The following is a 25,771-nucleotide window of genomic DNA, read 5'->3' on the forward strand; positions in this document are numbered from 1 at the left end:
ACTCATCGACTCGCCCGCCTTCCAGCGATCCCAGATTTCAGCCCGCTGGGCCGCCGAGTAATAGATCCGCCGCCGCTGCTTCATCGCCCACGCTCCATCTCCGAAGAAAAGTTAGCGTGTTGCGTTCACCGGTTGAGCCCACCACCCTTGGCGGACATTCGATTTGTCCGCTTGCAGCTTCCGGAGCAAGCGCCTCCCGACAGCCTCGCTCGCGACCCATTCTGACGCAACGCTCTGCTATGGCGGGCCTCGATGCCGCGCCGCAAAGCGCCCGATTTCAGACGATTCAGACGAATTGGACTCTGTTTTTTCCTCGCCGGGTCTGAAAGCCTCGCGGCCGGCGCCGCCTGCGTCCATTTCAGCGCTTGATGGCGAGGCATCCCGACGCCATCTGATCCGTTACGATTCTTCGAGCCATACGCGGACCCGATCATGACCTTCGCCGACCCGACGCTGAACACGCCCGACGACCTGATCAAGGACGGCTCCGACGCCGGCTTCATGACCGACGTGATCGAGGCCTCGAAGCATCAGCCGGTCATCGTCGACTTCTGGGCCACCTGGTGCGGCCCGTGCCGGACGCTGGGCCCGGCGCTGGAAAAGGCCGTGCGCGGCGCCAAGGGCGCGGTGAAGATGGTCAAGATCGACGTCGACAAGAACCCGGCCTATGCGGGCCAGTTGCGGGTCCAGTCGATCCCGACCGTCTACGCCTTCGTCAACGGCCAGCCGGTCGACGGCTTCCAGGGCGCCGTGCCCGACAGCCAGATCAAGGCCTTCATCGACAAGCTGACCGGCGGCGCGGGCGTCAACACCGACATTGAACAGTTGCTGTCGCTGGGCGAGGAATCCCTGTCGCTGAACGACCTCGGCGGCGCGGCGCAGGCCTTCGCCCACGTCCTGACCATCGAGCCGGACCATCAGAAGGCCATCGCCGGCATGGCCCGCGTCTATCTGGCCGAGGGCGACGCAGAACAGGCGCGCCAGACCATCGCCATGGCCCCCGCCGACTCGACCGATCCCATGGTGCAGAGCGTCCGCGCCCAGCTGACCCTGGCCGCCTCGGCCCCTACCGGCGCCAGCGCCGAACTGGAAGCGAAGATCGCCGCCGATCCCAATGACCATCAGGCCCGCTACGATCTGTCCGTCGCCCTGGCCTCGGCGGGCGATCTGGGCGGCGCGGTCGATCAGTTGCTGGCCATCGTCAAGGCCGACCGCGACTGGAACGAACAGGCGGCGCGCAAGCAGTTGCTGACCGTGTTCGAGGCCGCCGGCGCGCCCAGCGAAGTCGCCCGCGACGGACGCCGGCGTCTGTCGTCGATCCTGTTCGCCTGATCGGAAACCGACGATGGCCCAGGGCTATATCAAGGCGATCGAACTGCCCCAGGTGATCCCGGTGTTTCCCCTGCCGGGATCCATCCTGCTGTCGCGCGGCCAGCTGCCGCTGAACGTGTTCGAGCCGCGCTATCTGAACATGGTGGACGACGCCATGGCCGGCGACCGGATGATCGGCCTGATCCAGCCGCTCGGCGATCTCGACCTCCAGCCGCCGCTCGCCCGCGTCGGCTGCGCCGGGCGGATCACCAGTTTCAACGAGACCTCGGACGGGCGTTATCTGATCACCCTGACCGGGGTGTGCCGGTTTCGCGTGACCAGCGAGCTTCAGGTCAAGACGCCCTATCGGCAGGTCCGGGCCGACTTCAACCCGTTCGAGGGGGACCTGCGCGCCCCCGACCCGACCGCCGAGTTCGACCGCGACCACTTCCTCGACGCGCTCCGCCCCTATCTGGAGCACCGCGGGCTGAACGTGGACTGGGACACGGCCGGGATCGCGCCGCAGGAAGCCCTGATCAACAGCCTGGCCATGGCCCTGCCCTTCGAACCCGCCGAGAAACAGGCCCTGCTGGAAGCCTTGACGCTGGAAGACCGCGCCGAAGCCCTGACCTCCCTGCTGCGCATCGACGCCGCCGACCCCGGCGACGAAGACGGCCCGGCGATGCAGTGAGTTGGCGCTGCTCCGACCTAGCGCTATGAACCGCAACCGCCTCTGGCGAACTATTGGGCGACCGGCGCCCTCAAGCAGCGAGCCGCCGCGCGGCAAGCGATAGGGCACAATAATGAGCGACGCCTTCAACACCCCCGTCTCGGTCGATCCCCGCCTGCTGGAGGTCCTGGTCTGCCCCGTCACGCGGGGCCGCCTGACCTATGACCGCGAGCGCAACGAACTGGTCTCGACCGGCGCCAAGCTGGCCTTCCCGATCCGCGACGGCGTGCCGATCATGCTGGTCGAAGACGCCCGTCCTCTGGACTGACTCTAGGGGCAAAGGCGCGGTCCGCCCTCAAACAGCGAGCGCCCGCAGCGCGAGCGATAGGGCTCTTCGCCTAAAGCCTCTCGCCCTTCAGCAGCTTCGGCAGGTCCCCGGTCGCGCCGCCGGCCTCGTGCATGAAGGCGCGGCGCAGGGGGGCGATGCGGTTGACCGCCGCCATGCCCAGGTCGCGCGCCAGCCGCACCGGCGCCAGATCGTTCGAGAACAGCCGCACAAAGCCGTCAAAGCCCGCCGCCAGCGCGGCGTTGTCGAACCGGCGCCAGCGGGCGTAGCGCTCCAGCACCAGTTCCGAGCCTATGTCCTCGCCGATCCGCACCGCGTCGGTCAGAACCTCGGCCAGGGCGGCGGCGTCCTTCAGCCCCATGTTCAGGCCCTGCCCCGCCACCGGGTGCACCCCGTGGGCGGCGTCGCCGAGGATGGCGATGCGCGGCGCGACCAGCTTCTCGGCCAGTTGCAAGGACAGCGGATAGACAAAGCGCGGCCCCACGACCTCGACCCCGTCGAGGAACTCGCCGAAGCGCCGCATCAGGTGGGCGTGGAAGGCCTCGTCCGAGGCCGCTTTCAGCGCCTCGGCCCGTCGCTTGCTCTCGGTCCAGACCAGGCTGGCGCGCTGTTCCGTCAGGGGCAGGATGGCGAAGGGGCCGTCCGGCAGGAAATACTCATGGGCGACATTGCCGTGGTCGCGGCCCAGCTTGACCGTCGCCACCACGCCGCTCTGCTTGTAGGCCCAGCCCAGGGTGTCGATCCCGGCCGCCTGGCGCACGGTCGAGCCGCGCCCCTCGGCCCCGACGACCAGAGGCGCTTGAATCGTCGAGCCGTCCTTCAGCGTCACGGTCGCCAGACCGGGCCCGACCTCGACCCCGGCCACGCTGGCAGGGGCGCGGACCTCGATCCCGGCGGCGGTCACGGCCTCGGCCAGAGCCGTGCGGATGCGGCGGTTCTCCAGCATATAGCCCAGGGGCTCGCCGCCGTTGCGGTCGCCGATTTCGTCGGCGTCGAAACGGATAAAGGCCGGCGACGGCGGGCGGCTGGCGGCGCCCGGCCGCTTGCCGTCCGTCACCAGGATGCGGTCCATGCGGCAGGCGTGGGGTCGCAGGTTCTCGCCCAGACCCAGGGCGTCCAACATGCGGAAGGTCGAATAGGCGATAGCCGTCGAGCGCCCGTCGAAGGTCGGCGCCAGCTGGGCGTCGAACGGCTGGGGATCGACCAGCACCGGCTTCAGCCCGCCCTGCGCCGCCGCGAGCGCAAACGTCGCTCCCGCCAGTCCCGCGCCCGCGATGATGATGTCGTAGTCCGTCTGAGCCATGCCGCCTGTGTCGCGCCGATGGCCGTCCGCGTCCAGAGGCCTCGACAGAGGCGAGAGGTCGCGCTCGCCTGATCGCGCCTGGTAAACAGCCCCTTAACCCTGTCGCGCGACAAGGGAGGACTAGTCTTCTGAGGTTCGCCTTCATGTCCGCCGCCCTCGCGCTCGGCCAACGCGCCTGGTCCACCGCCCGCATCGTCTGGGCGGCGCCCTTCGCCGTGCGTTTCCGCGGCGTGCTGCAAGCCCTGCTGTCGACCCTGCTGCTGGTCGCCATGATCTCATGGAACCCGGCCGACCCCAGTCTGAACGCCGCGTCGACGCAGGGGCCGACCAACTGGCTGGGCGCCACGGGGGCGACCCTGGCCGATCTGATGATGCAGTCTCTGGGCCTGGCGGCCTGGCCCGCCATCCTGCTGCTGATCGCCTTCGGCCTGGCCGTCGCCATCGGCGACACCCTGCAACACCGGCTGCAGCCCACGGCCTTCAAGGTCTTCTGCTCCGTCTGCGGCGTCCTGCTGCTGTCCGCCGCCCTGTCGGCCCTGGCCGCGCCCGCCAAATGGCCTCTCGCGGCGGGGCTGGGCGGGCTGTGGGGCGACGGCGTCACGGGCCTGTCGGCCCAGGGGATCGCCGCTTTGCATATTCCGGGCGGGCGCTGGATCGCCGGCGGCCTGTTCCTGGTCCTCGGCCTGTGGGCCCTGGGCTACGCCGTGGGTCTGCGCCTGCGCGACTTCACCGACACCGCCGGCTGGGCCGCCGAGAAGCACGCCGCTCGCCGCGCGGAGCGCCCCGCGAAGGTCAAGGCGTCGGCCAAGATCGCCAAGGGCGACGCCCGCGCCGTGGCTGAAACCGCCCCCGCCTCAGCGGCGCGCAAGCCCCGCCGCGCGCCCGAGCCCAACGCCGGGCCCGCCGGCCACGCCGACGGCGACAATCCTTATGCGGCCGATCCCTATGCCGATGCGGACGCCTCGACCGCCCCGCCGCCGTGGGAGGACGAGGCCCCCGCGCCGATCCCCCCCCCCTCAGCCACGCGCGGCGCCACCCGCGCCGCCGAGCCCAAGGTCGCTGCCGTCAAGGCGCCCCGCCCCGCCCGCGACGCCGACCAGCAGACCTTTGAGTTTGAGCCCAGCGACGGCTTCGACCTGCCCTCGCTCGGCATCCTGGCCAAGCCGCAGCAGCGCGTCGGCGCCGTCGACGAGGAGTCGCTGAAGCAGAACGCCAAGATGCTGGAGGGCGTGCTGGCGGAGTTCGGCGTGCGCGGCGCCATCGACCAGATCCGCCCCGGCCCCGTCGTCACCCTCTATGAACTGGTCCCCGCGCCCGGCGTGAAGCATGGCCGCGTCGTGGCCCTGGCCGACGACATCGCCCGCTCCATGTCGGCCCGCGCCTGCCGCATCGCCGTGGTTCAGGGCCGCAACGCCATCGGCATCGAACTGCCCAACGCCAAGCGCGAGACCGTCTACCTGCGCGACCTGCTGGCCTCGGGCGAATACGACAAGAAGAGCCACCTGCTGCCGCTGGCGCTCGGCGAGACCATCGGCGGCGAGCCCTATGTCGCCGACCTGGCGCGCATGCCCCACCTGCTGATCGCGGGCACCACCGGCTCGGGCAAGTCGGTCGGGGTCAACGCCATGATCCTGTCGATCCTGTTCCGCCACACGCCGGCCGAATGCCGCTTCATCATGATCGACCCCAAGATGCTGGAGCTGTCGGTCTATGACGGCATCCCGCACCTGCTGGCCCCGGTCGTGACCGATCCCAAGAAGGCGGTCGTGGCCCTGAAATGGACCGTGCGCGAGATGGAGGACCGCTATCGCCGGATGTCCAAGCTCGGCGTCCGCAACGTCGCCAGCTACAACGAGCGCGCCCGCGAAGCCCAGGAAAAGGGCGAGCATTTCGAACGCACCGTCCAGACCGGCTTCGACGAGCAGGGCCGCCCGGTCTATGAATCCGAGAAGATCCGCCCCGAGCCCATGCCCTATCTGGTCGTGGTCATGGACGAGATGGCCGACCTGATGCTGGTCGCCGGCAAGGACGTCGAAGGCGCGGTTCAGCGTCTGGCCCAGATGGCCCGCGCCGCCGGCATCCACCTGATCATGGCCACGCAGCGCCCGTCGGTGGACGTCATCACCGGCACCATCAAGGCCAACTTCCCGACCCGGATCTCCTTCCAGGTCACCTCCAAGATCGACAGCCGCACCATCCTGGGCGAACAGGGCGGCGAGCAGCTGCTGGGTCAGGGCGACATGCTCTACATGGCCGGCGGCGGCCGCATCACCCGCCTGCACGGCCCCTTCGTGACCGACCAGGAAGTCGAGGAGGTGTGCAAACACCTGCGTTCCCAGGCCGAGCCCGACTACCTCGACCTGATCACCGACGAACCGGACGGCGACGGCGACGGCGCCTTTGACGAGGACGGCGGCGGCTCTGGCGACGACCTCTATGACCGCGCCGTGGCCGTGGTCACACGCGACCGCAAGGCCTCGACCTCCTACATCCAGCGTCGCCTGCAGATCGGCTACAACCGCGCCGCCACCCTGATCGAGCGCATGGAGCAGGAAGGTGTCGTCAGCCCCGCCAACCACGCCGGCAAGCGGGATATCCTAGCCGGTCCTCCTCCATGACCTAATCGGCTCCGCCGAGGCGTCAGCTTCGCTGAGGCGCTATCGCTCGCGACGCGGTCGCTCGCTGCTTCAGCGCCAAAGCCAAGAAGACTGGACGGAACCGGCCCCACCCTGCGTCCGTTGGACCGCCTGGGTCCTCAAGCAGCGAGCCGCCGCGCGGCGAGCGATAGGACCCTAAACAATGAACGATGCTTCATCGGACCGCCGAAATATGGTCAGGCTGGCGTCATGGGGTCGCCGTCTGCCTCCGGCTTGATGACGATCCGAACCCTCATCCCGAATGGGAGAAGACAAGACATGACCATTTCACGCCGCGCCTTCGGCTTCAGCGCCGCCGCACTCGCCATCGTCGCCGCCGCGCCCGCCTCGGCCCAGTCCACCCTGTCCGCCGAGGATCAGGCCGTGCTGCGTCAGGCCCAGTCCTATCTGACCGCTCTGACGGCGGCGCAGGGGACCTTCGTCGAGACTGGCCCTGGCGGCCAGCAACGCTCGGGCAAGTTCTGGCTGCAGCGTCCCGGCAAGATGCGCTTCGAATACAGCGACCCGGCCGGCCTGCTGGTCGTGGCCGACGGCAACAACGTCAAACGCTATGATCCGCGCCTGAACGTCTTCCGTCAGGTGCCGCTGGCGGCCACGCCGCTGTCGACCTTCCTGGCGCGCGAGGTCCGGCTGGATCAGGGCGTGCGCGTCGACCGCGTCACGCGAATGGACTCCGGCGCCTTCGCCATCACCGCCCGCGACGCCTCCAAGCCCAACGAGGGCTCGGTCATCCTAGCCTTCGCCGGTTCGCCGCTGCGGCTGCAGGAATGGACCATCACCGACGCGCAAGGGTCGCGGACCCGAATCCAGCTGACGTCGCTGCAGCCCGCCTCGGGTCTGGCCGCCAGCCTGTTCCAACTGCGCGACCCGACCCGCCGCCCCGGGCGCGACTAGGATCGGCCGCAGCCAGGACGGCGTCACGCAAACTCCACAGCGCCGACGCATTCTGTTGATTTGACTTTTTTCCCCGCTGTGACACTTTGAGCACAGGAACGGCGGCGGCCGTTCTGTCCGCCATGGAATCATCCCCTCCCGGCGGCGAGAGAGACGAACTGACAGCGCCCGGACCCGTTCCGGGCGCTTTTTTATGCCCCGACCATGCTAAGGCCGGAGCATGAGCCTTCGTATCGTCACCTGGAACATCAACTCGGTCCGCCTGCGCATTGATCAGGTCGCCCGCTTCGTCGCCGAATATGCGCCCGACGTCCTGTGCCTGCAGGAAATCAAATGCACCGAGGACCAGTTTCCCCGTCAGGCCTTCGAGGAAATGGGCCTGCCCCACCTGCGCATCGGCGGTCAGAAGGGCTGGCACGGGGTGGCCATCGCCAGCCGCCTGCCGATCCTCGACAATCCGAGGCTGGATCTCTGCCGCGAGGGCCACGGCCGCTGCATCTCGGGACTGATCCAGGGCGTGGAAGTGCAGAACTTCTATATCCCCGCCGGCGGCGACCTGCCCGACCGGGCGCTGAACCCCAAGTTCGATCACAAGATGGACTTCTATGAGCGCCTGACCGCCGAGATGCGGACGCGCGACAAGCAGCGGCCTCTGGTCCTGGCCGGCGACTTCAACATCGCGCCCGGCGACAACGACGTCTTCAACCACAAGTTCATGCTCAAGGTGGTCAGTCACACGCCGAGCGAGATCGAGACCTTGCGCCGCCTTCAGGACGCCGGCGGTTTCGCCGACGTGGTCCGCGACCAGATCCCGGATCCGGTCAAGCTGGCCAGTTGGTGGAGCTATCGCGCCAAGGACTTCCGCGTGTCGAACCGGGGCCTGCGGCTGGATCACCTTTGGACTTCGCCGGGCCTGACGCCCGCCGTGGTCAAGGGCAGCGCGCGCATCCTCGACACGGTGCGCGAATGGGAAAGGCCGAGCGACCATGCCCCCGTGGTGATGGACCTGGACGTCTAGAAAATTTCAGATGAGCGGACGGCAGGCGGTCGGGGGAGCGACCGCCTGCCATTCTGCGTCAGGCGGCGCCGAGCAGCTTGGCGCCGGCCAGGACGGCCAGCAGGATCAGGGTGACGCTGCCGGTGAAGACGACGACGGCTTCGAACGAGAGGGCGTCGGCGCGGGGATGCACGAGTTTCATGTCTTGGTCCTTTCGGCGGGGAGATCCGAATGCACCGAACATGGTCCATCGACCGACTGTGGGCAAACCACGGTTAGGCTGGGTCGAGTGAGTTCAGATCACTCGACGGCCGGGTCTGCGTGGGCCTCGGCCTCGATCCAGCTGAGGAAGCGCCGCAGCTTGGGCTCGTCGGCGCGTTCGGGCAGGACCACGGCCCAATAGGCCAGGTTATTGGTCAGGGCGTGGTCGACCGGCTGGATCAGGCGGCCTTCCCTCAGGTCGTCGGCGGCCAGCGGGGCCGAGGTCAGGGCCACGCCGCGCCCCGACAGGGCCGCCTCCAGCGCCAGATGGCTGTGGCTGAACATGGGCCCGCGCAGATGCTGGACGCGCGGGTCGACGACGCCCGCGCTCTCGAACCAAGCCTTCCAGCCCATGCGGTCGGCGAAGGGCAGGTCGTGCCAGCTTTCATGGATCAGCACAGCGTCCAACAGGTCGGCGGGGGTCCGGATCGTGCGTGCTGCGGCCAGGGACGGGGCGCAGACCGGGATCAGACGTTCGCTCATCAACCGACGCGCGACCTGGCCGGGATAGGGCCCCTCCCCGTAACGCAGCGCCACGTCGGCCTCGCCGTTCGACAGGTCGGCGAGACGGTCCTCAGCGAAGACGATCAGGTCGAGGTCGGGATTGTCCTCGCTGAAGCGGTGCAGGCGCGGCGACAGCCATTTGCCCGCCAGCGACGGCAGGGCTGAGATCCTCAACTGACGGCTGCGCCCCGGCCGCACGGCCTCCAGTACGCTTTCCAGCCGTTCGAAGGCGTCGGCCACGCCCTGGGCCAGACGGCGGCCGTCGGCGGTCAGGACCACGGAGCGGTTGAAGCGGTCAAACAGGCGCAGGCCCAGCCGCATCTCCAGCGCCTTGATGTGGCGGCTGACGGCGCCGGGGGTGACGCCCAGTTCCTCGGCGGCCTCGCGGAAGCTGCCAAGGCGCGCAGCGGCGTCGAACGCCCGGAGCGCCACCAGCGGCGGGGTCGGACGACGCTCGCTCATCGTCCCGTCAGGGCTGCAGGCGGTAGCCGCCCGTGTCGGTCAGCAGCAGCCGCGCCTGACCCGGCTCGGGCTCGATCTTCTGACGTAGGCGATAGATGTGGGTTTCCAGCGTGTGGGTGGTGACCCCGGCGTTGTAGCCCCAGACCTCGGTCAGCAGCTCTTCGCGCGACACTGGCTTGGCCCCAGCGCGATAGAGGTATTTCAGGATATTGGTTTCCTTCTCCGTCAGCCGGACCTTCTTGCCCTTGTCGTCCAGCATCATCTTCGACGCCGGGCGGAACTCGTAGGGGCCGATCTGGAAGACGGCGTCCTCGGACTGTTCGTGGCTGCGCAGGTGGGCGCGGATACGGGCCAGCAGGACGGCGAAGCGGAAGGGCTTGGTGACGTAGTCGTTGGCGCCCGAGTCGAGACCCAGGATGGCGTCCGAATCCGACGACTGGGCCGTCAGCATGATGACCGGGGTCGAGACCCCCGCCTTGCGGATCAGACGGCAGGCCTCGCGGCCGTCCATGTCGGGCAGGTCGACGTCCAGCAGGATCAGGTCGGCGCGCACCTCGCGGGCCTGACGCACGCCCTCGGCAGCGGTGGCGGCCTGAACGGGACGAAACTCCTCGTGCAGGGCCAATTGCTCGGCCAGCGCCTCGCGCAGGTCGTCGTCGTCGTCGATGATCAGGATCGTCTTGGGCGTGGCCATGAGTAGAGAATGGCGAGGCTTGAGGGGTTCGCCAAGGGTGCTCCGCTAATTCATCGCTTTAAGAGGGCGCGGCGGGCGTAATTCGTTCCCCGAACAGGGCCGAACCCACCCGAACATGGGTCGCGCCGAGACGAATGGCGGCCTGATAGTCGCCGCTCATCCCCATCGACAGGACCGACAGGCCGTTTCGAGCGGCGATTTCGCCCAGCAGTGCGAAATGCGGTTCCGGCGCCGCGTCCGCCGGCGGGACGCACATCAGCCCCTCGACGGCCAAGCCGTGGACATCGCGCGCGGCGGCGATCAGGGCGTCGGCCTGATCCGGCAAGACCCCCGCCTTCTGCGGCTCGGCGCCGGTGTTGACCTGGACCAGAACGCGCGGCGCGCGGCCGGTCTTGGCCATCGCGGCAGCTAGAGCCGCGGCCAGCTTCTCGCGGTCCAGGGTCTCGATGACGTCGAACAGTTCGACCGCCTCGACCGCCTTGTTGGTCTGCAGCGGGCCGATCAGCCGCAGTTCTAGGTCGGGGAAGGCGGCGCGGCGGTCGGCCCAATGGCTCTGCGCCTCCTGCACCCGGTTCTCGCCGAAGATCCGCTGACCGGTCGCCAAGGCGGCCTCCAGCGCTTCGCGGCCTTGCGTCTTGGAAACGGCGGTCAGGACGACGGAGGCCGGATCGCGACCGGCCTCCTGGCAAGCCTCGTGGATGCGCCCGCGCACGGCGGCGAAGCGATCAGCAATGGACGAGACGGCGAAAGCGGGATTAGAGGCGGTCATGACCCTGTCCGAGGACGCGCGCACGCTGTGGGAGACGGCGACGGCTCTAGCCCGTGCGGCGGCGGCTGTCAGCCCGCCCCGAAAGCCCCTGCCTCCTCTGCTCTTTCTCACTGACCCGGCGCGCACGCCCCGGCCGTGGGAGACGGCGGTGCGCCTGCCCGCCGGAGCGGGCGTCGTCTTCCGGCATTTCGGCGGGCCCGATGCGCTGGAGACAGGCTTGCGACTGAGGGCGGCGACGAAGGCGGCGGGGGTCCGCCTGCTGGTCGGCCTCGACGCCGATCTGGCCGAGAGGATCGGCGCGGACGGGGTGCATCTGCCGGAACGGGCGCTGTCGGCGGCCTACGCCCTGTCGGGACGACGGCCCGACTGGCTGCTGACGGGCGCGGCCCATTCGCTGCAGGCGGTGAAGACCGGGCGCGATCTGGACGCCCTGGTCCTGTCGCCCGTCTTCCCGGCGGGCGGCGCCTCGGCGGTCAGGATGGCGCTGGGGCTCGAAGGCTTCGCCGCGATGGCGGCGGCGGCGCCCTGCCCCGTCTACGCCCTGGGCGGAATCGGCGCGGCCAATGCGACCGCCCTGATCGGATCCGGCGCATACGGCATCGCCGGCGTGGACGCCGTGCAGACGGCATTCCTCGCCTGAAAAGCCTAGGCCACGATCAGAATTTGAAGATGGTTTCCAGACGCACGCGCGGGGCGGCGCGGCGGTCGGCGGCGCTCTCGGGGGCGCGAGCCGGGTCGATCTCGGGCGAGGCCAGGTTGGCGGCGGCGCCGACGCGCAGGCGCGGGCTGAGGCGGTAATAGGCCCCGGCCTCAACGTCGCCCCAGTCGGTCTCGCGGCCGACGGGCTGGTTCAGGTTGAAATTCAGGCCCCAGCGGCCGCTGTCGTTCCAGCGCAGACCGCGACGTTGCGGCGCGGCCGGAGCGGTCGACGACTGGGCCGCGGCTTCGGTCAGGGAGACCGCCGGCGCGCGGCGAGCCTGGGCCGAGGCGTCGTCAGCCACCCCGGCGATAGCCAGGGCGCCCACAGTCGCAGCGATGATCGCAACGAAACGCATATTCCAACCCTTGGAACGGCGTTGACGCGCCGATCCTTTTTCCTGAACCCAGGGCCGAAGCCCAAGGACACAGCGATTAGACACCGCTGGTCCACCCGGTCAACGCAACGTGGCCGTGCGCAACCGGTTCCGAACGACTCTGACGCCGCCCTGTGGCGCTGACAGCACGCCAATAAGTCGGCTTCCGGCGGCCGAACACCGCTTCGCCTTGTCATCGCCCCTTTTCACCGTGTTATAGAGCGTCGCTGCGGCGCAGACGTGCGCGGTTCTTCGGGCATACGCGCGCGAGGTCCGCATCACGGCTCGACCTCGAACCCTTACGGAGATTCTCGGAATGGCATTTGTTCGCGGCGCTGCGGTCGCCCTGATCGCGTCGGGACTGCTGCTCGGCGGCTGCTCCAGCCTGCCCTTCGTCGGCGCCAAGGCGAAGACGCCCAAGGCGGACGCCCAGCTCGGCATCGGCGTGAACGCCTATCTGTGGCGCGCCACCCTGGACACCCTGGCCTTCATGCCTCTGGCCAGCGCCGACCCCTGGGGCGGCGTGATCAACTACGACTGGTACGTCAATCCGCAGGCGCCGAACGAGCGTTTCAAGGCGACCGTCTTTATTCTGGATCGCCGCCTGCGCGCCGACGCCCTCAACGTGTCGGTGACCAAGGAAGTCAAGGACGCCGCCGGCGCCTGGACCGCCGCCCCGGTCGCGGCCCAGACGGAAACGGATCTGGAGAACGCCATCCTGACCCGCGCCCGTCAGCTCAACCTCGCCAACGCGGCTCGCTAAGAGCCGCCTCTCTTTTCGCCACTTAACGCTGACCTCAGGCCCGCCTCAAGCCAAGCGCCTGAGGCGCTGCCTCAGGATACGCCGTGGCCACTCGTTACGAGCCCAAGACCGCCGAACCCCGCCAGCAAGCCCGCTGGGCGGCCGCTGACGCCTTCTCGGTGTCGAACGACGACACCGGCCGGCCCAAATACTATGTGCTGGAGATGTTCCCCTATCCGTCGGGCAACATCCACATGGGCCACGCCCGCAACTATGTGATGGGCGACGTGGTGGCGCGTCACAAGCGGGCCCAGGGCTTCGACGTCCTGCACCCGATGGGCTGGGACGCCTTCGGCATGCCGGCAGAGAACGCGGCCATGGAGCGCGGCGTTCATCCCGCCGACTGGACCTGGTCCAACATCGCCGCCATGCGCGACCAGCTGAAGCTGCTGGGCCTGTCGCTGGACTGGAGCCGCGAGTTCGCCACCTGCGACCCGGCCTACTACGGCAAGCAGCAGGCCTGGTTCCTGGAGCTGTACAAACGCGGTCTGGTCTATCGCAAGGACGGGGTCGTCAACTGGGACCCGGTCGACAACACGGTCCTGGCCAATGAACAGGTCATCGACGGCCGCGGCTGGCGCTCGGGCGCCCTGGTCGAGAAGCGCAAGCTGAACCAGTGGTTCCTGCGCATTACTCAGTATGCAGACGATCTGATCGACGGCCTGAAGACGCTGGAAGGCCGCTGGCCCGAAAAGGTCCGCCTGATGCAGGAAAACTGGATCGGCCGCTCCAGGGGCCTGCAGATGAAATGGGCCTTCGCGCCCGGCGCGGCGCCGGCCGGCCATGAGGCGGTCGAGGTCTATACGACCCGCCCCGACACCCTGTTCGGCGCCAGCTTCGTCGGTCTGGCTCCCGATCATCCGATCGCGAAACAGCTGGCCGACGCCAATCCCGAGATCGCCGCCTTCGTCGCCGAATGCCGCAAGGGCGGCGCCTCGCAGGCCGAGATCGAACAGGCCGAAAAGATCGGCTGGGACACGGGCCTGAAGGTCGTCCATCCCTTCACCGGGGCCGAGGTTCCGGTCTGGATCGCCAACTTCATCCTGTCGGAATACGGCACCGGCGCCATCTTCGCCTGCCCGGCCCATGACCAGCGCGACCTGGACTTCGCCCGCAAATACGACCTGCCCGTGATCCCGGTCGTCCGCCCTGAAGGCGCCGGCGACGACTTCGCCGTGGCGAACGAGGCCTACACCGGCCCCGGTTCGATCTTCCATTCCGACTTCCTGAACGGCCTGGACATCGAAGCCGCCAAGGCCGAGGCCATCGCCCGCATCGAGGCGGCGGCGCAAGGGCAGGCCAAGACCATCTATCGCCTGCGCGACTGGGGCGTCAGCCGCCAGCGCTACTGGGGCTGCCCCATCCCGGTCATCCACTGCGAGGCCTGCGGCGTCGTGCCGGTTCCGGCCGAACAACTGCCGGTCGAGCTGCCCAAGGACGTGACCTTCGACGTGCCCGGCAACCCGCTGGACCGCCACCCGACGTGGAAACACGTCCACTGCCCGTCGTGCGGCGGCGAGGCACGTCGCGAGACGGACACGCTGGACACCTTCGTCGACTCCAGCTGGTACTTCGCCCGCTTCGCCGATCCGAAGGCGGACGAACCGATCAACAAGGCCGCCGCCGCCAAATGGCTGCCGGTGGATCAGTACATCGGCGGCGTTGAACACGCGGTCCTGCACCTGCTCTACGCCCGCTTCATCACCCGCGCCCTGTCGGACGCCGGCCTAATGGACGTGAAGGAGCCCTTCGCCGGCCTCTTCACCCAGGGCATGGTGGTCCACGAAACCTATCGCCGCGAGGACGGGGCCTGGGTCGAGCCGACCGACATCGAGATCACGACCCTCGACGGCAAGCGCAGCGCGCGCCAGTTGTCGACCGGCGAGACGGTCCGCATCGGCGACATCGAGAAGATGTCCAAGTCTAAGAAGAACGTCGTGGCCCCGCAGGAGATCCTGGGGACCTATGGCGTGGACGCCGGCCGTCTGTTCGTCCTGTCCGACAGCCCGCCGGAGCGCGACGTGCAATGGACTCCCGGCGGGGTCGAAGGCGCCAGCCGCTTCGTCCAGCGCGTCTGGGCCGAGTTCGACGCCGACACGACCAACGGCGAGGGCGACAGCGCCCAGAACGCCAGCCTGATCCGCGAAACCCACAAGGCCATCAAGGCCGTCAGCGAGGGCGTCGAAGGCTTCCGCTTCAACTCGGCCATCGCCAAGCTCTACGCCTTCCTGGCGACCATCCGTCACCACGACAAGGCGAGCGACGAGGCCCGGAAGACGGCCCTTTCGGCCCTGGCCCGCCTGATCGCCCCCTTCACCCCTCACCTGGCCGAGGAAGCCTGGACCCGCCTGGGTCAGGACGGCATGGTGCTGGACGCGCCCTGGCCCGTCTATGACGCCGCCCTGGCCGCCGACGACGAAGTGATCCTGCCGGTACAGATCGGCGGCAAGCGCCGCGGCGAGGTCGTCCTGCCGCGCGGTTCGGACAATGCGACGGTCGAGGCCGCTGCTCTCGCCAATCCGACGGTTCAGGCCTACCTTGCCGCCAACAACCTGAGCGTCCGCAAGGTGATCGTGGTGCCCGACCGTATCGTCAATCTGGTGGCCGGCTGATGCGCAGCGCCCTCGCCCTGCTGGCCGTCGCCGGCGCCCTTGCGGCGTCGGGCTGCGGCTTCACGCCGATGTACGGCGACATGGGCCAGAGCGGGGGCGTGGGCGCGGGCCTGTCGCGCATCGCCGTCTCCACCCCCGACAACCGCCTGGGCTATCGGCTGCGCGAGCAGTTGGAGGACGCCTTCGGCTGGAACGGCGCGGCGACGCCCCTCTATCGCCTGACGACCGAGGTGGTTCAGCATCGCCGCACCCTGGGCCGGCGCATCGACGATACGGCCAGCCGTTATGAGCTGACGGTCAAGGCCGACTGGACCCTGACGCCGGCCGACGGCGGCGCGCCGATCAAGGGCTCCCAGACGACGACCACCACCTATGCCGCCGCCGACCAGCCCTACGCCGCCATCGCCGCCCAGCAGGACGGCGAGGACCGGGCCGCCGCCGACCTGGCGCGCCTGATCCGGCTGGACCTGATGCGCGCCCTGGCGGGCCAGTGAGCCGCACTCCGAGGGGGATGATCACGTGATCCTGGCCAAGCGGCCCGAGGTCGACCGCTTCCTGAAATCGCCGGACGCCCATATCCGCGCCGCCGTCATCCACGGCAAGGACCGCTCGGGCGTCACCGAGCGCGCCCTGACCCTCTACAAGGCCATCACCCCCGACCTGAACGACCCGTTCAACGTCACCTTCCTGACTGAGGCCGACATCGACGGCGATGCGGTCAAGCTGGAGGAGGCCCTGACGGCGCTGAGCATGATCGGCGGGCGCCGCCTAGTGCGCATCCGCCTGTCGGACGGCAAGCCCAGCGTCGACAAGGCCATCGCCGCCGCCCTGACCATCCACGCCGACGGCGGCTACAATCCCGACGCCATGCTGGTCATCGAGGCCGGGGCGCTCGGCCGCGAATCCGCCCTGCGCAAGGCGGCTGAAAAGTCGGCCGGGGCTGTCGGCATCGCCTGCTATGAAGACGAGGTCGGCGACGTGGCCCGCATGACCCGCGAGGCTCTGGGGGCCGACAAGGTCGGCCTGACCGGCGATGCGCTCGACCGGTTTGTCGCCCGGCTGCCCCGCGAACGCGGTCTGATGCGCCAAGAGATCGAGCGCCTGGTGCTCTACATCGGCCCCGGTTCCGGTCGCATCATCGACGTGCCGGAACTGGAAGAGCATTTAGGCGTCGAGCCCGACGCCTCGCTGTCCGACGCCGCGCTGCAAGCCTTCGGCGGTCGCCCCGGCCCGGCGCAATCCGGCCTACGCCGCGCCCTGGCCGAGGGCGAAAGCGCCGTCATGGCCGTGCGCATGGCCGCCATTCACCTGGGAAAACTTCGCCGAATCAATGTGCTGCAAGCCTCCGGGGCCGGCGCCAAGGAGGCCGCCAAGTCCGCCGGCGTCTTCTGGAAACAGGAGGCCGAAATCCTGCGTCAGGCCCGCGCCTGGCGGCTGGAAATGCTCGACGAGGTCCAGGATAGCGTCAACACCGCCGACATCGCCACTAAGACCACGGGAATGCCCGAAGCCCTGATCGCCGAACGCCTGTTGCTGGAAATCTCCGCCCGCGCGAAGCGTATGGGGCTTTAGGCGAAGGACCAATTGCGCTTGGAGCGGCTTGAGGACCGTCTTCCCGTTGGCGTCTTATCGACGCCTTCGGCTCTCTCGCCCTTCTCCCAGTGGGAGAAGGTGGGCCGCAGGGCCGGATGAGGGTCGTTGGTTGCCTTCGGCGTAAGCCGTTCCGCGACTTACGCCGACTGGAGGCCTGGGCCCCTCACCCTTTCGCCTTATCCATTCGCTTCGCTCTTGGAGGCTCAAGCCCTCTCCCGCTGGGAGAGGGAAGCGAGCACTAGCCCCGCTTGGAGGCCTTGCGGAAGGCGGGCTGGTTCATGGCGGCGGCTTGGCGTTGCATCGCCTTTTCTGGGGCCTTGCCCACGGTCTTGGCGCCGGGCTGTCCGCCCTGGGCCCCGGCCTTTTTAGCGGCGAGGGCGCGTTTCAGGGCTTCGGTCGCGCTGGTCTTGTCAGTTTGATCGGTCATGGACGCACCTTAGCACGTCCTGACCAGAAAGACCCTTCAGCCGCGCATCAACCGGCGGCACAGGTCATCGAGCTGTTCCAGCGTGCCGTATTTGATGGTGATCTCGCCCTTGCCGCCCTTGTCGGCCAGCAGGACTTTCAGGCCCAGGGCGTCGGCCAGATCCTGCTCCAGGGCGGCGACGTCGGCGGCGCCCTCCCCGCTCAGCACCGGCTTGGCCTTCGACGGCTTGGGACCATCGGCGGCGCGGCGCGCCAGGGCCTCGGTCTGACGCACGTTCAGGCCCTTGGACAGGACCTGTTCGGCCAGGGCCTCCGGGTTGGGGGCCGTGATCAGGGCGCGGGCGTGACCGGCCGAGAGCCGGTTCTCCATGACGTGGTTCAGCACGCTGTCGGGGAGTTGCAGCAGGCGCAGGGTGTTGGCGACGTGGCTGCGGCTCTTCCCGACCACGCCGGCTAGGGCGTCTTGGGTCCTGCCAAAGCGCGAGATCAGCGAGCCATAGGCCATGGCCTCTTCGACCGGGTTCAGGTCGGCGCGCTGGACGTTTTCGATGATGGCGACCTCCATCACCTCCACGTCGTCCATGGCCCGCTCGATGATCGGCACCGTCTTCAGACGCGCGCCCTGAGCCGCGCGCCAGCGGCGCTCGCCGGCGATGATCTGCCAGACGCCGTCCTCGCCGGGCTGGGCCCGCACCAGGATGGGCTGCAGCACGCCCTTGTCGCGGATCGAGGCCGTCAGTTCTTCCAGATTGTCGGCGCTGAAATGTTTGCGCGGCTGGTCGGGATTGGGCTTCAGGCTCTCGATCGGCACGGCGCGCACGCCGGTCGGCTGAGGCCCGTCAACCGGCGCGCTCTCGGCGACGTTCTCTCCCAGAAGGGCCGAAAGACCCCGGCCCAGACCACGCTGACGTTCGGACAAGATGCTGTTTCCGTTTCTGTATTCTATCAGGCGGCCAGCGCCAGGCGGCGCTGTCGCTCGCGCGCGACAAGCTCGCGGGCCAGTTTGAGATAGGCTTGGCTGCCGGTGCATTTCAGGTCGTAGATCAGCACCGGCTTGCCGAAGGACGGCGCCTCGGACACCCGCACGTTGCGGGGAATGACGCTGTCGTAGACCTTGTCGCCGAAGTGGCTGCGCACGTCGGCCGCCACCTGCCCCGACAGGGCGTTGCGGCGGTCGTACATGGTCAGGACCAGGCCCTGAATCTCCAGCGACGGGTTCAGGCTCTGCTTGACCATGTCGATGGTCCGCATCAGCTGGGTCAGGCCTTCCAAGGCGAAGAATTCACACTGCAAGGGCACCAGAACCGCGTCGGCGGCGGCCATGGCGTTCAGCGTCAGCAGGTTCAGCGACGGCGGGCAGTCGATCAGGACATAGTCGTACCGGGTATGGCCGTTGCCGCCCTGAGCCGCCAGCGCGTCGCGCAGACGATAGGAGCGACGGTCGGCCTGGCTCAGTTCGATCTCGACCCCCGACATGTCGGCGTCGGCGGGGACGATGAACAGACCGGGGACCGCGGTTTCCACCGCCGACAGGTCGATGGGGCGGCCGTCGACGATGACGTCATAGATCGTCGCTCGGCGTGTTTCACGTGGAACACCCAGACCCGTCGAGGCATTGCCCTGCGGGTCCATGTCGACGATCAGGACTTTTTCGCCGATGGCGGCCAGGGCGGTGCCGAGGTTGATGGCGGTCGTGGTCTTGCCCACCCCGCCCTTCTGGTTGGAGACGGCTAGGACTCTAGTTTGATGCACTCGGGTCTGTTTCTCGCGATCAGCGGACACGGCGGAGGCTCCGGACAGAAACAATGCGGCCGCGCGGGTCGCTGCGCGAGACGGAGAGGTCGCTCTTAAAATGCCAGACCTTGGCCGCGTCTTTCAACTCAGCTTCGGCCTTCTCCCCCTTCAGGAACAGGCCTTGTGCACCGTGCTGGAAGTAAGGCTGTGCATAAGCCAGCAGTTTCTCCATCGGCGCCACGGCGCGCGCGGTGACGATGTCGACCTCGACGTCCTGCTCTTCGGCCCGGCCGTTGATCACCGTCGCCGGCAGATCCAGCGCCTCGACCACCTGTTCGAGGAAGCGACAGCGTTTCCCGAGGCTGTCGATCAGCCAGACATGGGCGTCGGGACGGTCCTTCAGCAGGATGGCCAGGACCACGCCGGGGAAGCCGGCGCCGGCGCCCAGATCGGCCCAGGTCAGGGCCTCGGGCGCCAGGGCCAGCAGCTGGGCGCTGTCCCAGGCGTGACGGTTCCAGAAGTCGGGGATAGAGTCCGGCCCGACCAGGTTCATCACCTCATTGGCCTCGGTCAGCATGCCCAGGAAGGCGGTCAGATCGGCGATCTGGGTTTCACTGGCCCCGGCATGGGCGCGGAAGGCGGCGACGGGGTCCAGGCTCACGCGACTATGGTCTCGACTTCTGCGGCGAGCGGCGTCGCCTTCTTCACATGGGCCAGAAGCGCCGTCAGCGCGCCCGGCGTCATGCCTTCAATCCGGCCGGCCTGACCCAGGGTGCGGGGCTGGACCATGGCCAGCTTCTCGCGGACCTCATTCGACAGCCCGCCGATGGCGGCATAGTCGAGGCCCTCAGGCAGGGACAGGCCCTCCTCCCGACGCAGAGCCTCGGCCTCGGACGCCTGACGGTCCAGATAGCCGGCATAGACGGCGTCGATCTCGACCTGCTCGCGCACGCCGGGCGCCCAGTCGGCGATCTCGGGCCGGACAGCGGCGAAATGGTCCAACGTCACGCCCGGGAAGGACAGCAGGTCTCGGATCGAGCGGCGCTGGCCGTCGGCGTTGACGGTGATGCCGATCAGGCCGGCCTCCTTGGGCGTGAACTGGGTTTCACGTGAAACATGGTTCGCGCGGTCCAACTGGTCCGCCTTCTCCAGCCATACTTTCGCGCGGTCGGCGCCGACGATCCCGGCGGCGATGCCGAGCGGGGTCAGGCGCACGTCGGCGTTGTCGGCGCGCAGGGTCAGCCGGTACTCGGCCCGGCTGGTGAACATGCGATAGGGCTCGGTGACGCCGCGCGTCACCAGGTCGTCGATCATGACGCCGATATAGGCCTGGTCCCGGCCGAGGATGATCGGGTCCGAACCGGCGGCGGCGCGGGCGGCGTTGAGGCCGGCGATCAGGCCTTGCGCCCCCGCCTCCTCATAGCCCGTCGTGCCGTTGATCTGGCCCGCCAGATAGAGGCCGGGCCGCTTCTTGACCTCCAGCGCCGGGGTCAGTTCGCGCGGATCGACATAGTCGTATTCGATGGCGTAGCCGAAGCGGAAGACCTCGACCTGTTCCAAACCGGGCATGGTCCGCAGGAAGGCCATCTGGGTCGCGTCGGACACCGAGGTCGAAATGCCGTTAGGATAGACGGTCGGATCGTCCAGACCTTCGGGCTCCAGGAAGACCTGGTGGCTGGTCTTGTCGGCGAAGCGGACCACCTTGTCCTCGATCGACGGACAATAGCGCGGCCCCCGGCCCGACAGCTTGCCGCCATAGACAGCGCTCTCGCCCAGGTTTTCTGCGATGATCCGGTGGGTTTCTTCGGTCGTGTGGGTGATGCCGCAGGCGATCTGCGGCACCTTGATCCGGTCGGTCAGGAAGCTGAACGGCACGGGCTCCTCGTCCGCCGCCTGCATCTCCAGCCGGTCCCAGGCGATGGTGCGGCCGTCCAAACGCGCGGGCGTGCCGGTCTTCAGACGCCCCATCATCAGGCCGGAGCCGTAGAGGTCGGCGGCCAGGCCGACCGACGGCGCCTCGCCAAAGCGACCGGCGGCGATGCGCTCCTCGCCACGATGGATCACGCCATTGAGGAAGGTGCCGGTCGTCAGGACTACGGCCCCGGCGCGCAGCTCGATCCCCTCGCCTGTCGTGACGCCGACGACGCGGTCGCCGTTCAGGATCAGGGCCTCGGCGGTGCCGGCCATCAGGGTCAGGTTCGGCGTCTGGGCCAGTTCGGCCTGCATGGCCTCGCGATAGAGGCGACGGTCGATCTGGCTGCGCGGGCCGCGCACGGCGGCGCCCTTGGAGCGGTTCAGCAGGCGGAACTGGATGCCCGAGACGTCGGCCAGTCGGCCCATGACGCCGTCTAGGGCGTCGATCTCGCGCACCAGATGGCCCTTGCCCAGGCCGCCGATGGCCGGGTTGCAGCTCATCTCGCCGACGGTCTCGAGCTTCTGGGTCAGCAGCAGGGTGCGGGCGCCGGCGCGCGCCGAGGCCGCTGCGGCCTCGCAACCAGCGTGGCCGCCGCCGATGACGATGACGTCGAAGGTCGTGGAGGGGGAGGAACTCATGGCCGAGGACATAGTCTATCCGACGTCGGATCGCCACTGCGACGACGCCGTTGTTTCACGTGAAACACCCTGGTTCTGCGGCTACTTGCCGATGCAGAAGGTCGAGAAGACCTCGCCGAGAATGTCCTCAACGCCGATAGCGCCGGTGACCCGGGCCAGGGCGTCGGCGGCGCGGCGCAGATCATCGCCCGCCATTTCCGGCGCCAGGTCGAGGGCCCGCCTGCCCGCATCCACGGCGGCGAGGGCCTCGACCAGACGACGCCGATGGCGTTCGCGCGTCACCGCGGGGAAGTCGGCGCCGGACAGGTCTTGTTGCAACCGAGCGGCGATCCAGTCGTGCAGTTCGGACAACCCCTGCCCCGTCGTGGTGCTGACAGCCAGAGCGTCGAGCCCCTCGGCGGGCGTCGCGGCGGCGAGATCGGCCTTGTTCAGGATCTGCAGGTCGTCGGATTGGGCGAAGGCGACGGCAGGATCCTGCCCCTGCCCCAGGCCCGGCGCCCGGACCCAGAGACGCAGGTCCGCCTCCTGCGCCCGCAGGCGGGCACGGCGGATGCCCTCGGCCTCGACCACGTCTTCGCTGTCGCGCAGACCGGCCGTGTCAGACAGGGTGACGGCGTAGCCGCCGATCATCAGTTCGGCGTCGAGAACGTCGCGGGTGGTGCCGGCGATGGGGGTGACGATGGCCGCCTCGCGCGCCGTCAGGGCGTTGAAAAGCGACGACTTGCCGGCGTTGGTCTCACCGATCAGGACGATGCGATAGCCCTCGCGGACCCGCCGCCCGCGATCGGAATCGGCCAGGGCGGCGCGCAGATCGGCGGCCAGCTGATCCAGAACCGGGCCGGCGGTGCGGGCCAGATTGTCGGGGACTTCTTCATCCGGGAAATCGATCTCGGCCTCGACCAGGGACAGGGCCTTGAGCAGATCGCGACGGAATCCGGCGTAGGCGGCGCTCAACGCCCCTTCGAGCTGGCCCAGGGCCTGAGCCTTCTGGGCGCTGGTTTCGGCGTCGATCAGGTCGGCCACGGCCTCGGCCTGAGCCAGATCCATGCGGCCGTTCTGGAAGGCGCGACGGGTGAACTCGCCCGGCTCGGCGGGGCGCACATCAAGGGCGATCAAGGCCCGGCTGGCGGCCTCGACCACGGCCCGGCCACCGTGCAGATGCAGTTCGGCCGAGTCCTCGCCGGTATAGGAATTGGGCCGGGGGAAACGCAGGACCAGGGCCTGATCGACCATCTCGCCGTCATGACGCAGGGTGCGCAGGGCCGCCAGACGCGGCGTCAGCCCCCCCGCCCCCAGGGCGGTCAGCGCCGCGTCCACGCCAGGCCCGGACAGGCGCAGAATGGCGATGGCGCCGCGTCCCGGCGGCGTGGCCAGGGCGAAGATGGTGTCAATCATAGCCCTTCTCCTCCCCATGAAATCGGGTGGAAAGCGTGGTCACGGTTTGACGGCGGCTTCCATCAGACGACGGAACTGATCCTGAGCCTGGGCGCCGAAGCTGGTCCAGGTCTTCATCAGTTCGTCGGGCTGCAGCGACGCCATATTGGCGTCCATCCGCTTCTGCATCTCGGCCACCAGATGGTCGTTCAGCACGGTCACGTCCGGCAGGCCGAGGAAGGCGCGGGCCTCGGCCGGGGTGCAGTCGATTTCGATGTTCAGCTTCATGACGTTCGCCCTTCTGTTTCACGTGAAACGAGACTGACCATCCCTCAAGCAGCCACGCGCCGCGCGCGTGGCGTTAGGGAACCAAGAATGGTCAGGTGTTCATGGACTGGAAGAAATCGCCGTTGTTCTTGGACTGGCGCATCTTGTCGAGCAGGAACTCGATGGCGTCCTGCGGACCCATCGGGTTGAGGATGCGGCGCAGGACATAGGTCTTGGCCAGTTGGTCCTTCGGCGTGATGAGGTCTTCCTTGCGGGTTCCGGACTTGAGCACGTCGATGGCCGGGAAGATGCGCTTGTCGGCGACCTTGCGGTCCAGCACGATTTCCGAGTTACCCGTGCCCTTGAACTCTTCGAAGATGACCTCGTCCATGCGGCTGCCGGTGTCGATCAGGGCCGTGGCGATGATGGTCAGCGACCCGCCCTGCTCCACGTTGCGCGCGGCGCCGAAGAAGCGCTTGGGGCGTTGCAGGGCGTTGGCGTCGACGCCGCCGGTCAGCACCTTGCCCGACGACGGTACGGTGGCGTTGTAGGCGCGACCCAGGCGGGTGATGGAGTCCAGCAGGATCACCACGTCCTTCTTGTGCTCGACCAGACGCTTGGCCTTTTCGATGACCATTTCGGCGACAGCCACGTGACGGGTGGCCGGTTCGTCGAAGGTCGAGGCGACAACTTCGCCCTTCACCGTACGCTGCATGTCGGTGACTTCTTCGGGGCGTTCGTCGATCAGCAGGACGATCAGGAAGACTTCCGGGTGGTTGCGTTCGATCGACTTGGCGATGTTCTGCAGCATGACCGTCTTGCCGACGCGCGGCGGGGCCACGATCAGGCAGCGCTGGCCCTTGCCGAGCGGCGCGACGATATCGATGATCCGGCCGGAGCGATCCTTGAGCGTCGGGTCCTGGATTTCCATGTGCAGCCGCTCTTCGGGATAGAGCGGGGTCAGGTTGTCGAACAGGACCTTGGTCTTGACCATCTCCGGATCTTCGAAGTTGATCGTATCGACCTTGAGCAGAGCGAAGTAGCGCTCGCCTTCGCGCGGACCGCGCACGGCGCCGTGCACCGTGTCGCCCGAGCGCAGGCCGAAGCGACGGATCTGCGACGGCGAGACATAGACGTCGTCCGGACCCGGCAGATAGTTGGCGTCGGGGCTGCGCAGGAAGCCGAAGCCGTCCGGCAGGATCTCCAGCACGCCCGAGGCGATGATCTCCACCTCCTCGTCGGCCAGGGTCTTCAGGATGGCGAAGAGCAGGTCCTGTTTGCGCAGGTTGCCGGCGTTCTCGATCTCCAGGCTTTCGGCGAAGGCGACCAGGTCTTCCGGTGTCTTTTCGTTCAGTTCCTGCAGGGTGATGCGACCGTTGGGGACGATGTCGTCCTCGTCCGCCTCGGCCGAGGTGTCGATGCCGGTATCGTCGTTGACGATCTCGGAGGAGTCCTCGGCTTCGACCTCGACCTCGGGTTCCGGCGCGGCTTCGACCGGCGCTCTGGAGCCGCCCAGGGTCAGCGTCTTGCGCGGACGTTCCGCAACAGTTTCAACGGCTTGCTCAGCCTGGTCGTTGTTTTCGGGCGTATCGGTCATGGCGTGCTCGCTCGCGCGCTCAGACGCAGTGAAGCGTCGAGGGCGGTTCGTCTGTCGATGTCGCGGCCTTGCGGCCAGAGGGAGGGCGACGGGCTCCCGCAGGATCAATCCGGCAGGCGTCGCGAGAAGAGAGGGACCGCCCTGCGGATCGCGATGGGACCACGCCGAACGGTTCACCATGAGCGGAACCACAAAACGACAGCCGGGGTCAAGAGGGCAGCCCTTTCCTCCCCATTCCATGGGGAGGTGGCGCGGCGCCGCAGGCGACGTGACGAAGGGGGCGTCTCGACGGCTGACGTTTGCGTCGCCCCCTCCACCACTTGGTGGTCCCCCTCCCCACAAGTGGGGAGGAAATTAGGGTCTGCGCTCAAGCAGCGAGCGACCGCGTCGCGAACGTTAGCGCCTTAGAAGGTCCATTCCAGCGTGACCGACAGCACCATGACGATGGCGATCAGGAAGGGAATCTCGTTGGTCATGCGCCAGAAGCGGCCGCTGTGGGTCGAGGTCCCGGCGGCGATCTTCTTGCGCTCGCGAGCCAGGAAGCCGTGCCAGCTCACCAAGGCGACGACGCCCAGCAGCTTGGTCACCATCCAAGGCTGTTCGAACAGATCCCAGCCGCGCCCCGTCCCGTCGATCCAGATCAGCCAGCCGCCGAAGACGAAGGCCAGGATCATGGCCGGATTGATGATGATGCGCAGCAGCCGGGTCTGCCAGGTGCGCAGCAGGGCGCGCATCTCGCTACGCAGCGGCTCGGGCTTGGTCGCCATTTCGGCGTCGTAAGCGTAGAGGCGCGGCAGGAAGAGCATCCCCGCCATCCAGGCGATGACCGCCAGGATGTGCAGGCCGCGAGCGAGATCATAGGCGTTCATAGT

The 25,771-nt window shown here is 68.2% G+C and carries 26 protein-coding genes; 11 read left to right on the forward strand and 15 right to left on the reverse strand.

Annotated features, from left to right (window positions below):
• The first annotated feature begins 432 nt into the window (after positions 1-432).
• The 3 genes from trxA to AC1DJ5_RS11265 all read left to right on the forward strand — a co-directional run bounded on the left by trxA (position 433) and on the right by AC1DJ5_RS11265 (position 2,309).
• Positions 433-1,332 carry a thioredoxin gene (gene trxA / locus AC1DJ5_RS11255; protein ID WP_477020640.1) on the forward strand — a complete coding sequence of 300 codons (900 nt, stop codon included), beginning with the start codon at positions 433-435 and terminating at the stop codon, positions 1,330-1,332.
• 13 nt (positions 1,333-1,345) lie between these two features.
• Entirely contained in the window at positions 1,346-2,002 is a 657-nt protein-coding gene (locus AC1DJ5_RS11260) for an LON peptidase substrate-binding domain-containing protein (protein WP_477020641.1), read from the forward strand.
• 112 nt (positions 2,003-2,114) lie between these two features.
• The gene (locus AC1DJ5_RS11265; protein ID WP_441455177.1) at positions 2,115-2,309 is read left to right on the forward strand and encodes a Trm112 family protein; all 195 of its coding nucleotides are present in this window, start codon (positions 2,115-2,117) and stop codon (positions 2,307-2,309) included.
• Between the two features lie 70 nt (positions 2,310-2,379).
• Here the strand turns inward: AC1DJ5_RS11265 and AC1DJ5_RS11270 are convergent, their stop codons facing one another.
• The gene (locus tag AC1DJ5_RS11270; protein WP_477020642.1) at positions 2,380-3,630 is read right to left on the reverse strand and encodes a UbiH/UbiF/VisC/COQ6 family ubiquinone biosynthesis hydroxylase; all 1,251 of its coding nucleotides are present in this window, start codon (positions 3,628-3,630) and stop codon (positions 2,380-2,382) included.
• 143 nt (positions 3,631-3,773) lie between these two features.
• Between AC1DJ5_RS11270 and AC1DJ5_RS11275 the strand changes: the two genes are divergently transcribed.
• The 3 genes from AC1DJ5_RS11275 to xth all read left to right on the forward strand — a co-directional run bounded on the left by AC1DJ5_RS11275 (position 3,774) and on the right by xth (position 8,199).
• Entirely contained in the window at positions 3,774-6,248 is a 2,475-nt protein-coding gene (locus AC1DJ5_RS11275; protein WP_477020643.1) for an FtsK/SpoIIIE family DNA translocase, read from the forward strand.
• Positions 6,249-6,545: 297 nt separating this feature from the next.
• The gene (locus tag AC1DJ5_RS11280) at positions 6,546-7,181 is read left to right on the forward strand and encodes a LolA family protein (protein WP_441455180.1); all 636 of its coding nucleotides are present in this window, start codon (positions 6,546-6,548) and stop codon (positions 7,179-7,181) included.
• 220 nt (positions 7,182-7,401) lie between these two features.
• Positions 7,402-8,199, forward strand: a complete 798-nt coding sequence (gene xth / locus AC1DJ5_RS11285; RefSeq protein ID WP_441455181.1) for an exodeoxyribonuclease III — start codon at positions 7,402-7,404, stop codon at positions 8,197-8,199.
• Between the two features lie 58 nt (positions 8,200-8,257).
• On the opposite strand, the gene AC1DJ5_RS11290 is transcribed toward xth, so the two are convergent.
• The 4 genes from AC1DJ5_RS11290 to AC1DJ5_RS11305 all read right to left on the reverse strand — a co-directional run bounded on the left by AC1DJ5_RS11290 (position 8,258) and on the right by AC1DJ5_RS11305 (position 10,868).
• Positions 8,258-8,380 carry a hypothetical protein gene (locus AC1DJ5_RS11290; protein ID WP_441455182.1) on the reverse strand — a complete coding sequence of 41 codons (123 nt, stop codon included), beginning with the start codon at positions 8,378-8,380 and terminating at the stop codon, positions 8,258-8,260.
• Between the two features lie 98 nt (positions 8,381-8,478).
• Complete coding sequence (gcvA, locus tag AC1DJ5_RS11295; protein ID WP_477020644.1) at positions 8,479-9,405, reverse strand: transcriptional regulator GcvA; 927 nt, start codon at positions 9,403-9,405, stop codon at positions 8,479-8,481.
• Positions 9,406-9,412: 7 nt separating this feature from the next.
• A complete protein-coding gene (locus AC1DJ5_RS11300) occupies positions 9,413-10,099 on the reverse strand; it encodes a response regulator transcription factor (protein WP_441455184.1) in 687 nt (228 codons plus the stop codon).
• A gap of 58 nt (positions 10,100-10,157) precedes the next feature.
• Entirely contained in the window at positions 10,158-10,868 is a 711-nt protein-coding gene (locus tag AC1DJ5_RS11305; RefSeq protein WP_477020645.1) for a YggS family pyridoxal phosphate-dependent enzyme, read from the reverse strand.
• Between AC1DJ5_RS11305 and AC1DJ5_RS11310 the strand changes: the two genes are divergently transcribed.
• Positions 10,867-11,508, forward strand: a complete 642-nt coding sequence (locus AC1DJ5_RS11310; RefSeq protein WP_441455187.1) for a thiamine phosphate synthase — start codon at positions 10,867-10,869, stop codon at positions 11,506-11,508. The two genes, AC1DJ5_RS11305 and AC1DJ5_RS11310, sit on opposite strands and share 2 nt — an antisense overlap.
• 16 nt (positions 11,509-11,524) lie before the next feature.
• Here AC1DJ5_RS11310 and AC1DJ5_RS11315 read toward each other — a convergent pair whose 3' ends face one another.
• Positions 11,525-11,923 (reverse strand): NtrZ family periplasmic regulatory protein, encoded by a 399-nt coding sequence (locus tag AC1DJ5_RS11315; protein WP_441455188.1) that lies wholly within the window; start codon positions 11,921-11,923, stop codon positions 11,525-11,527.
• Between the two features lie 334 nt (positions 11,924-12,257).
• On the opposite strand from AC1DJ5_RS11315, the gene AC1DJ5_RS11320 reads away from it, so the two are divergent.
• The 4 genes from AC1DJ5_RS11320 (at position 12,258) to holA (ending at position 16,927) form a co-directional block, all read left to right on the forward strand.
• Positions 12,258-12,704 (forward strand): DUF3576 domain-containing protein, encoded by a 447-nt coding sequence (locus tag AC1DJ5_RS11320; protein ID WP_477020646.1) that lies wholly within the window; start codon positions 12,258-12,260, stop codon positions 12,702-12,704.
• A gap of 83 nt (positions 12,705-12,787) precedes the next feature.
• Positions 12,788-15,355, forward strand: coding sequence for a leucine--tRNA ligase (gene leuS, locus AC1DJ5_RS11325; RefSeq protein ID WP_477020647.1), 2,568 nt, complete (start codon positions 12,788-12,790; stop codon positions 15,353-15,355).
• Positions 15,355-15,849 (forward strand): LPS assembly lipoprotein LptE, encoded by a 495-nt coding sequence (lptE, locus tag AC1DJ5_RS11330; RefSeq protein WP_441455191.1) that lies wholly within the window; start codon positions 15,355-15,357, stop codon positions 15,847-15,849. The genes leuS and lptE overlap by 1 nt, the downstream gene beginning before the upstream one ends.
• Positions 15,850-15,874: 25 nt before the next feature.
• Complete coding sequence (gene holA / locus AC1DJ5_RS11335; RefSeq protein WP_441455192.1) at positions 15,875-16,927, forward strand: DNA polymerase III subunit delta; 1,053 nt, start codon at positions 15,875-15,877, stop codon at positions 16,925-16,927.
• A gap of 259 nt (positions 16,928-17,186) precedes the next feature.
• Here the strand turns inward: holA and AC1DJ5_RS11340 are convergent, their stop codons facing one another.
• The 9 genes from AC1DJ5_RS11340 to AC1DJ5_RS11380 all read right to left on the reverse strand — a co-directional run bounded on the left by AC1DJ5_RS11340 (position 17,187) and on the right by AC1DJ5_RS11380 (position 25,768).
• Positions 17,187-17,375, reverse strand: coding sequence for a hypothetical protein (locus AC1DJ5_RS11340; protein ID WP_441455193.1), 189 nt, complete (start codon positions 17,373-17,375; stop codon positions 17,187-17,189).
• A gap of 36 nt (positions 17,376-17,411) precedes the next feature.
• Positions 17,412-18,293, reverse strand: a complete 882-nt coding sequence (locus tag AC1DJ5_RS11345) for a ParB/RepB/Spo0J family partition protein (protein ID WP_477020648.1) — start codon at positions 18,291-18,293, stop codon at positions 17,412-17,414.
• A 26-nt stretch (positions 18,294-18,319) separates the two neighbouring features.
• Positions 18,320-19,126 (reverse strand): ParA family protein, encoded by an 807-nt coding sequence (locus tag AC1DJ5_RS11350; protein ID WP_441455292.1) that lies wholly within the window; start codon positions 19,124-19,126, stop codon positions 18,320-18,322.
• A gap of 19 nt (positions 19,127-19,145) precedes the next feature.
• Entirely contained in the window at positions 19,146-19,769 is a 624-nt protein-coding gene (rsmG, locus tag AC1DJ5_RS11355) for a 16S rRNA (guanine(527)-N(7))-methyltransferase RsmG (protein WP_477020649.1), read from the reverse strand.
• A complete protein-coding gene (gene mnmG, locus AC1DJ5_RS11360; protein WP_477020650.1) occupies positions 19,766-21,661 on the reverse strand; it encodes a tRNA uridine-5-carboxymethylaminomethyl(34) synthesis enzyme MnmG in 1,896 nt (631 codons plus the stop codon). Before mnmG ends, rsmG begins: the two co-directional genes overlap by 4 nt.
• 81 nt (positions 21,662-21,742) lie before the next feature.
• Positions 21,743-23,056 carry a tRNA uridine-5-carboxymethylaminomethyl(34) synthesis GTPase MnmE gene (gene mnmE, locus AC1DJ5_RS11365; protein ID WP_477020651.1) on the reverse strand — a complete coding sequence of 438 codons (1,314 nt, stop codon included), beginning with the start codon at positions 23,054-23,056 and terminating at the stop codon, positions 21,743-21,745.
• Between the two features lie 39 nt (positions 23,057-23,095).
• The gene (locus tag AC1DJ5_RS11370) at positions 23,096-23,323 is read right to left on the reverse strand and encodes a DUF6489 family protein (RefSeq protein ID WP_477020652.1); all 228 of its coding nucleotides are present in this window, start codon (positions 23,321-23,323) and stop codon (positions 23,096-23,098) included.
• A gap of 91 nt (positions 23,324-23,414) precedes the next feature.
• Positions 23,415-24,899, reverse strand: coding sequence for a transcription termination factor Rho (gene rho, locus AC1DJ5_RS11375; RefSeq protein WP_477020653.1), 1,485 nt, complete (start codon positions 24,897-24,899; stop codon positions 23,415-23,417).
• A 404-nt stretch (positions 24,900-25,303) separates the two neighbouring features.
• Positions 25,304-25,768, reverse strand: coding sequence for a CopD family protein (locus AC1DJ5_RS11380; protein WP_477020654.1), 465 nt, complete (start codon positions 25,766-25,768; stop codon positions 25,304-25,306).
• Between the last annotated feature and the right edge of the window lie 3 nt (positions 25,769-25,771).

This window comes from Brevundimonas sp. 01N35 (assembly GCF_056399785.1).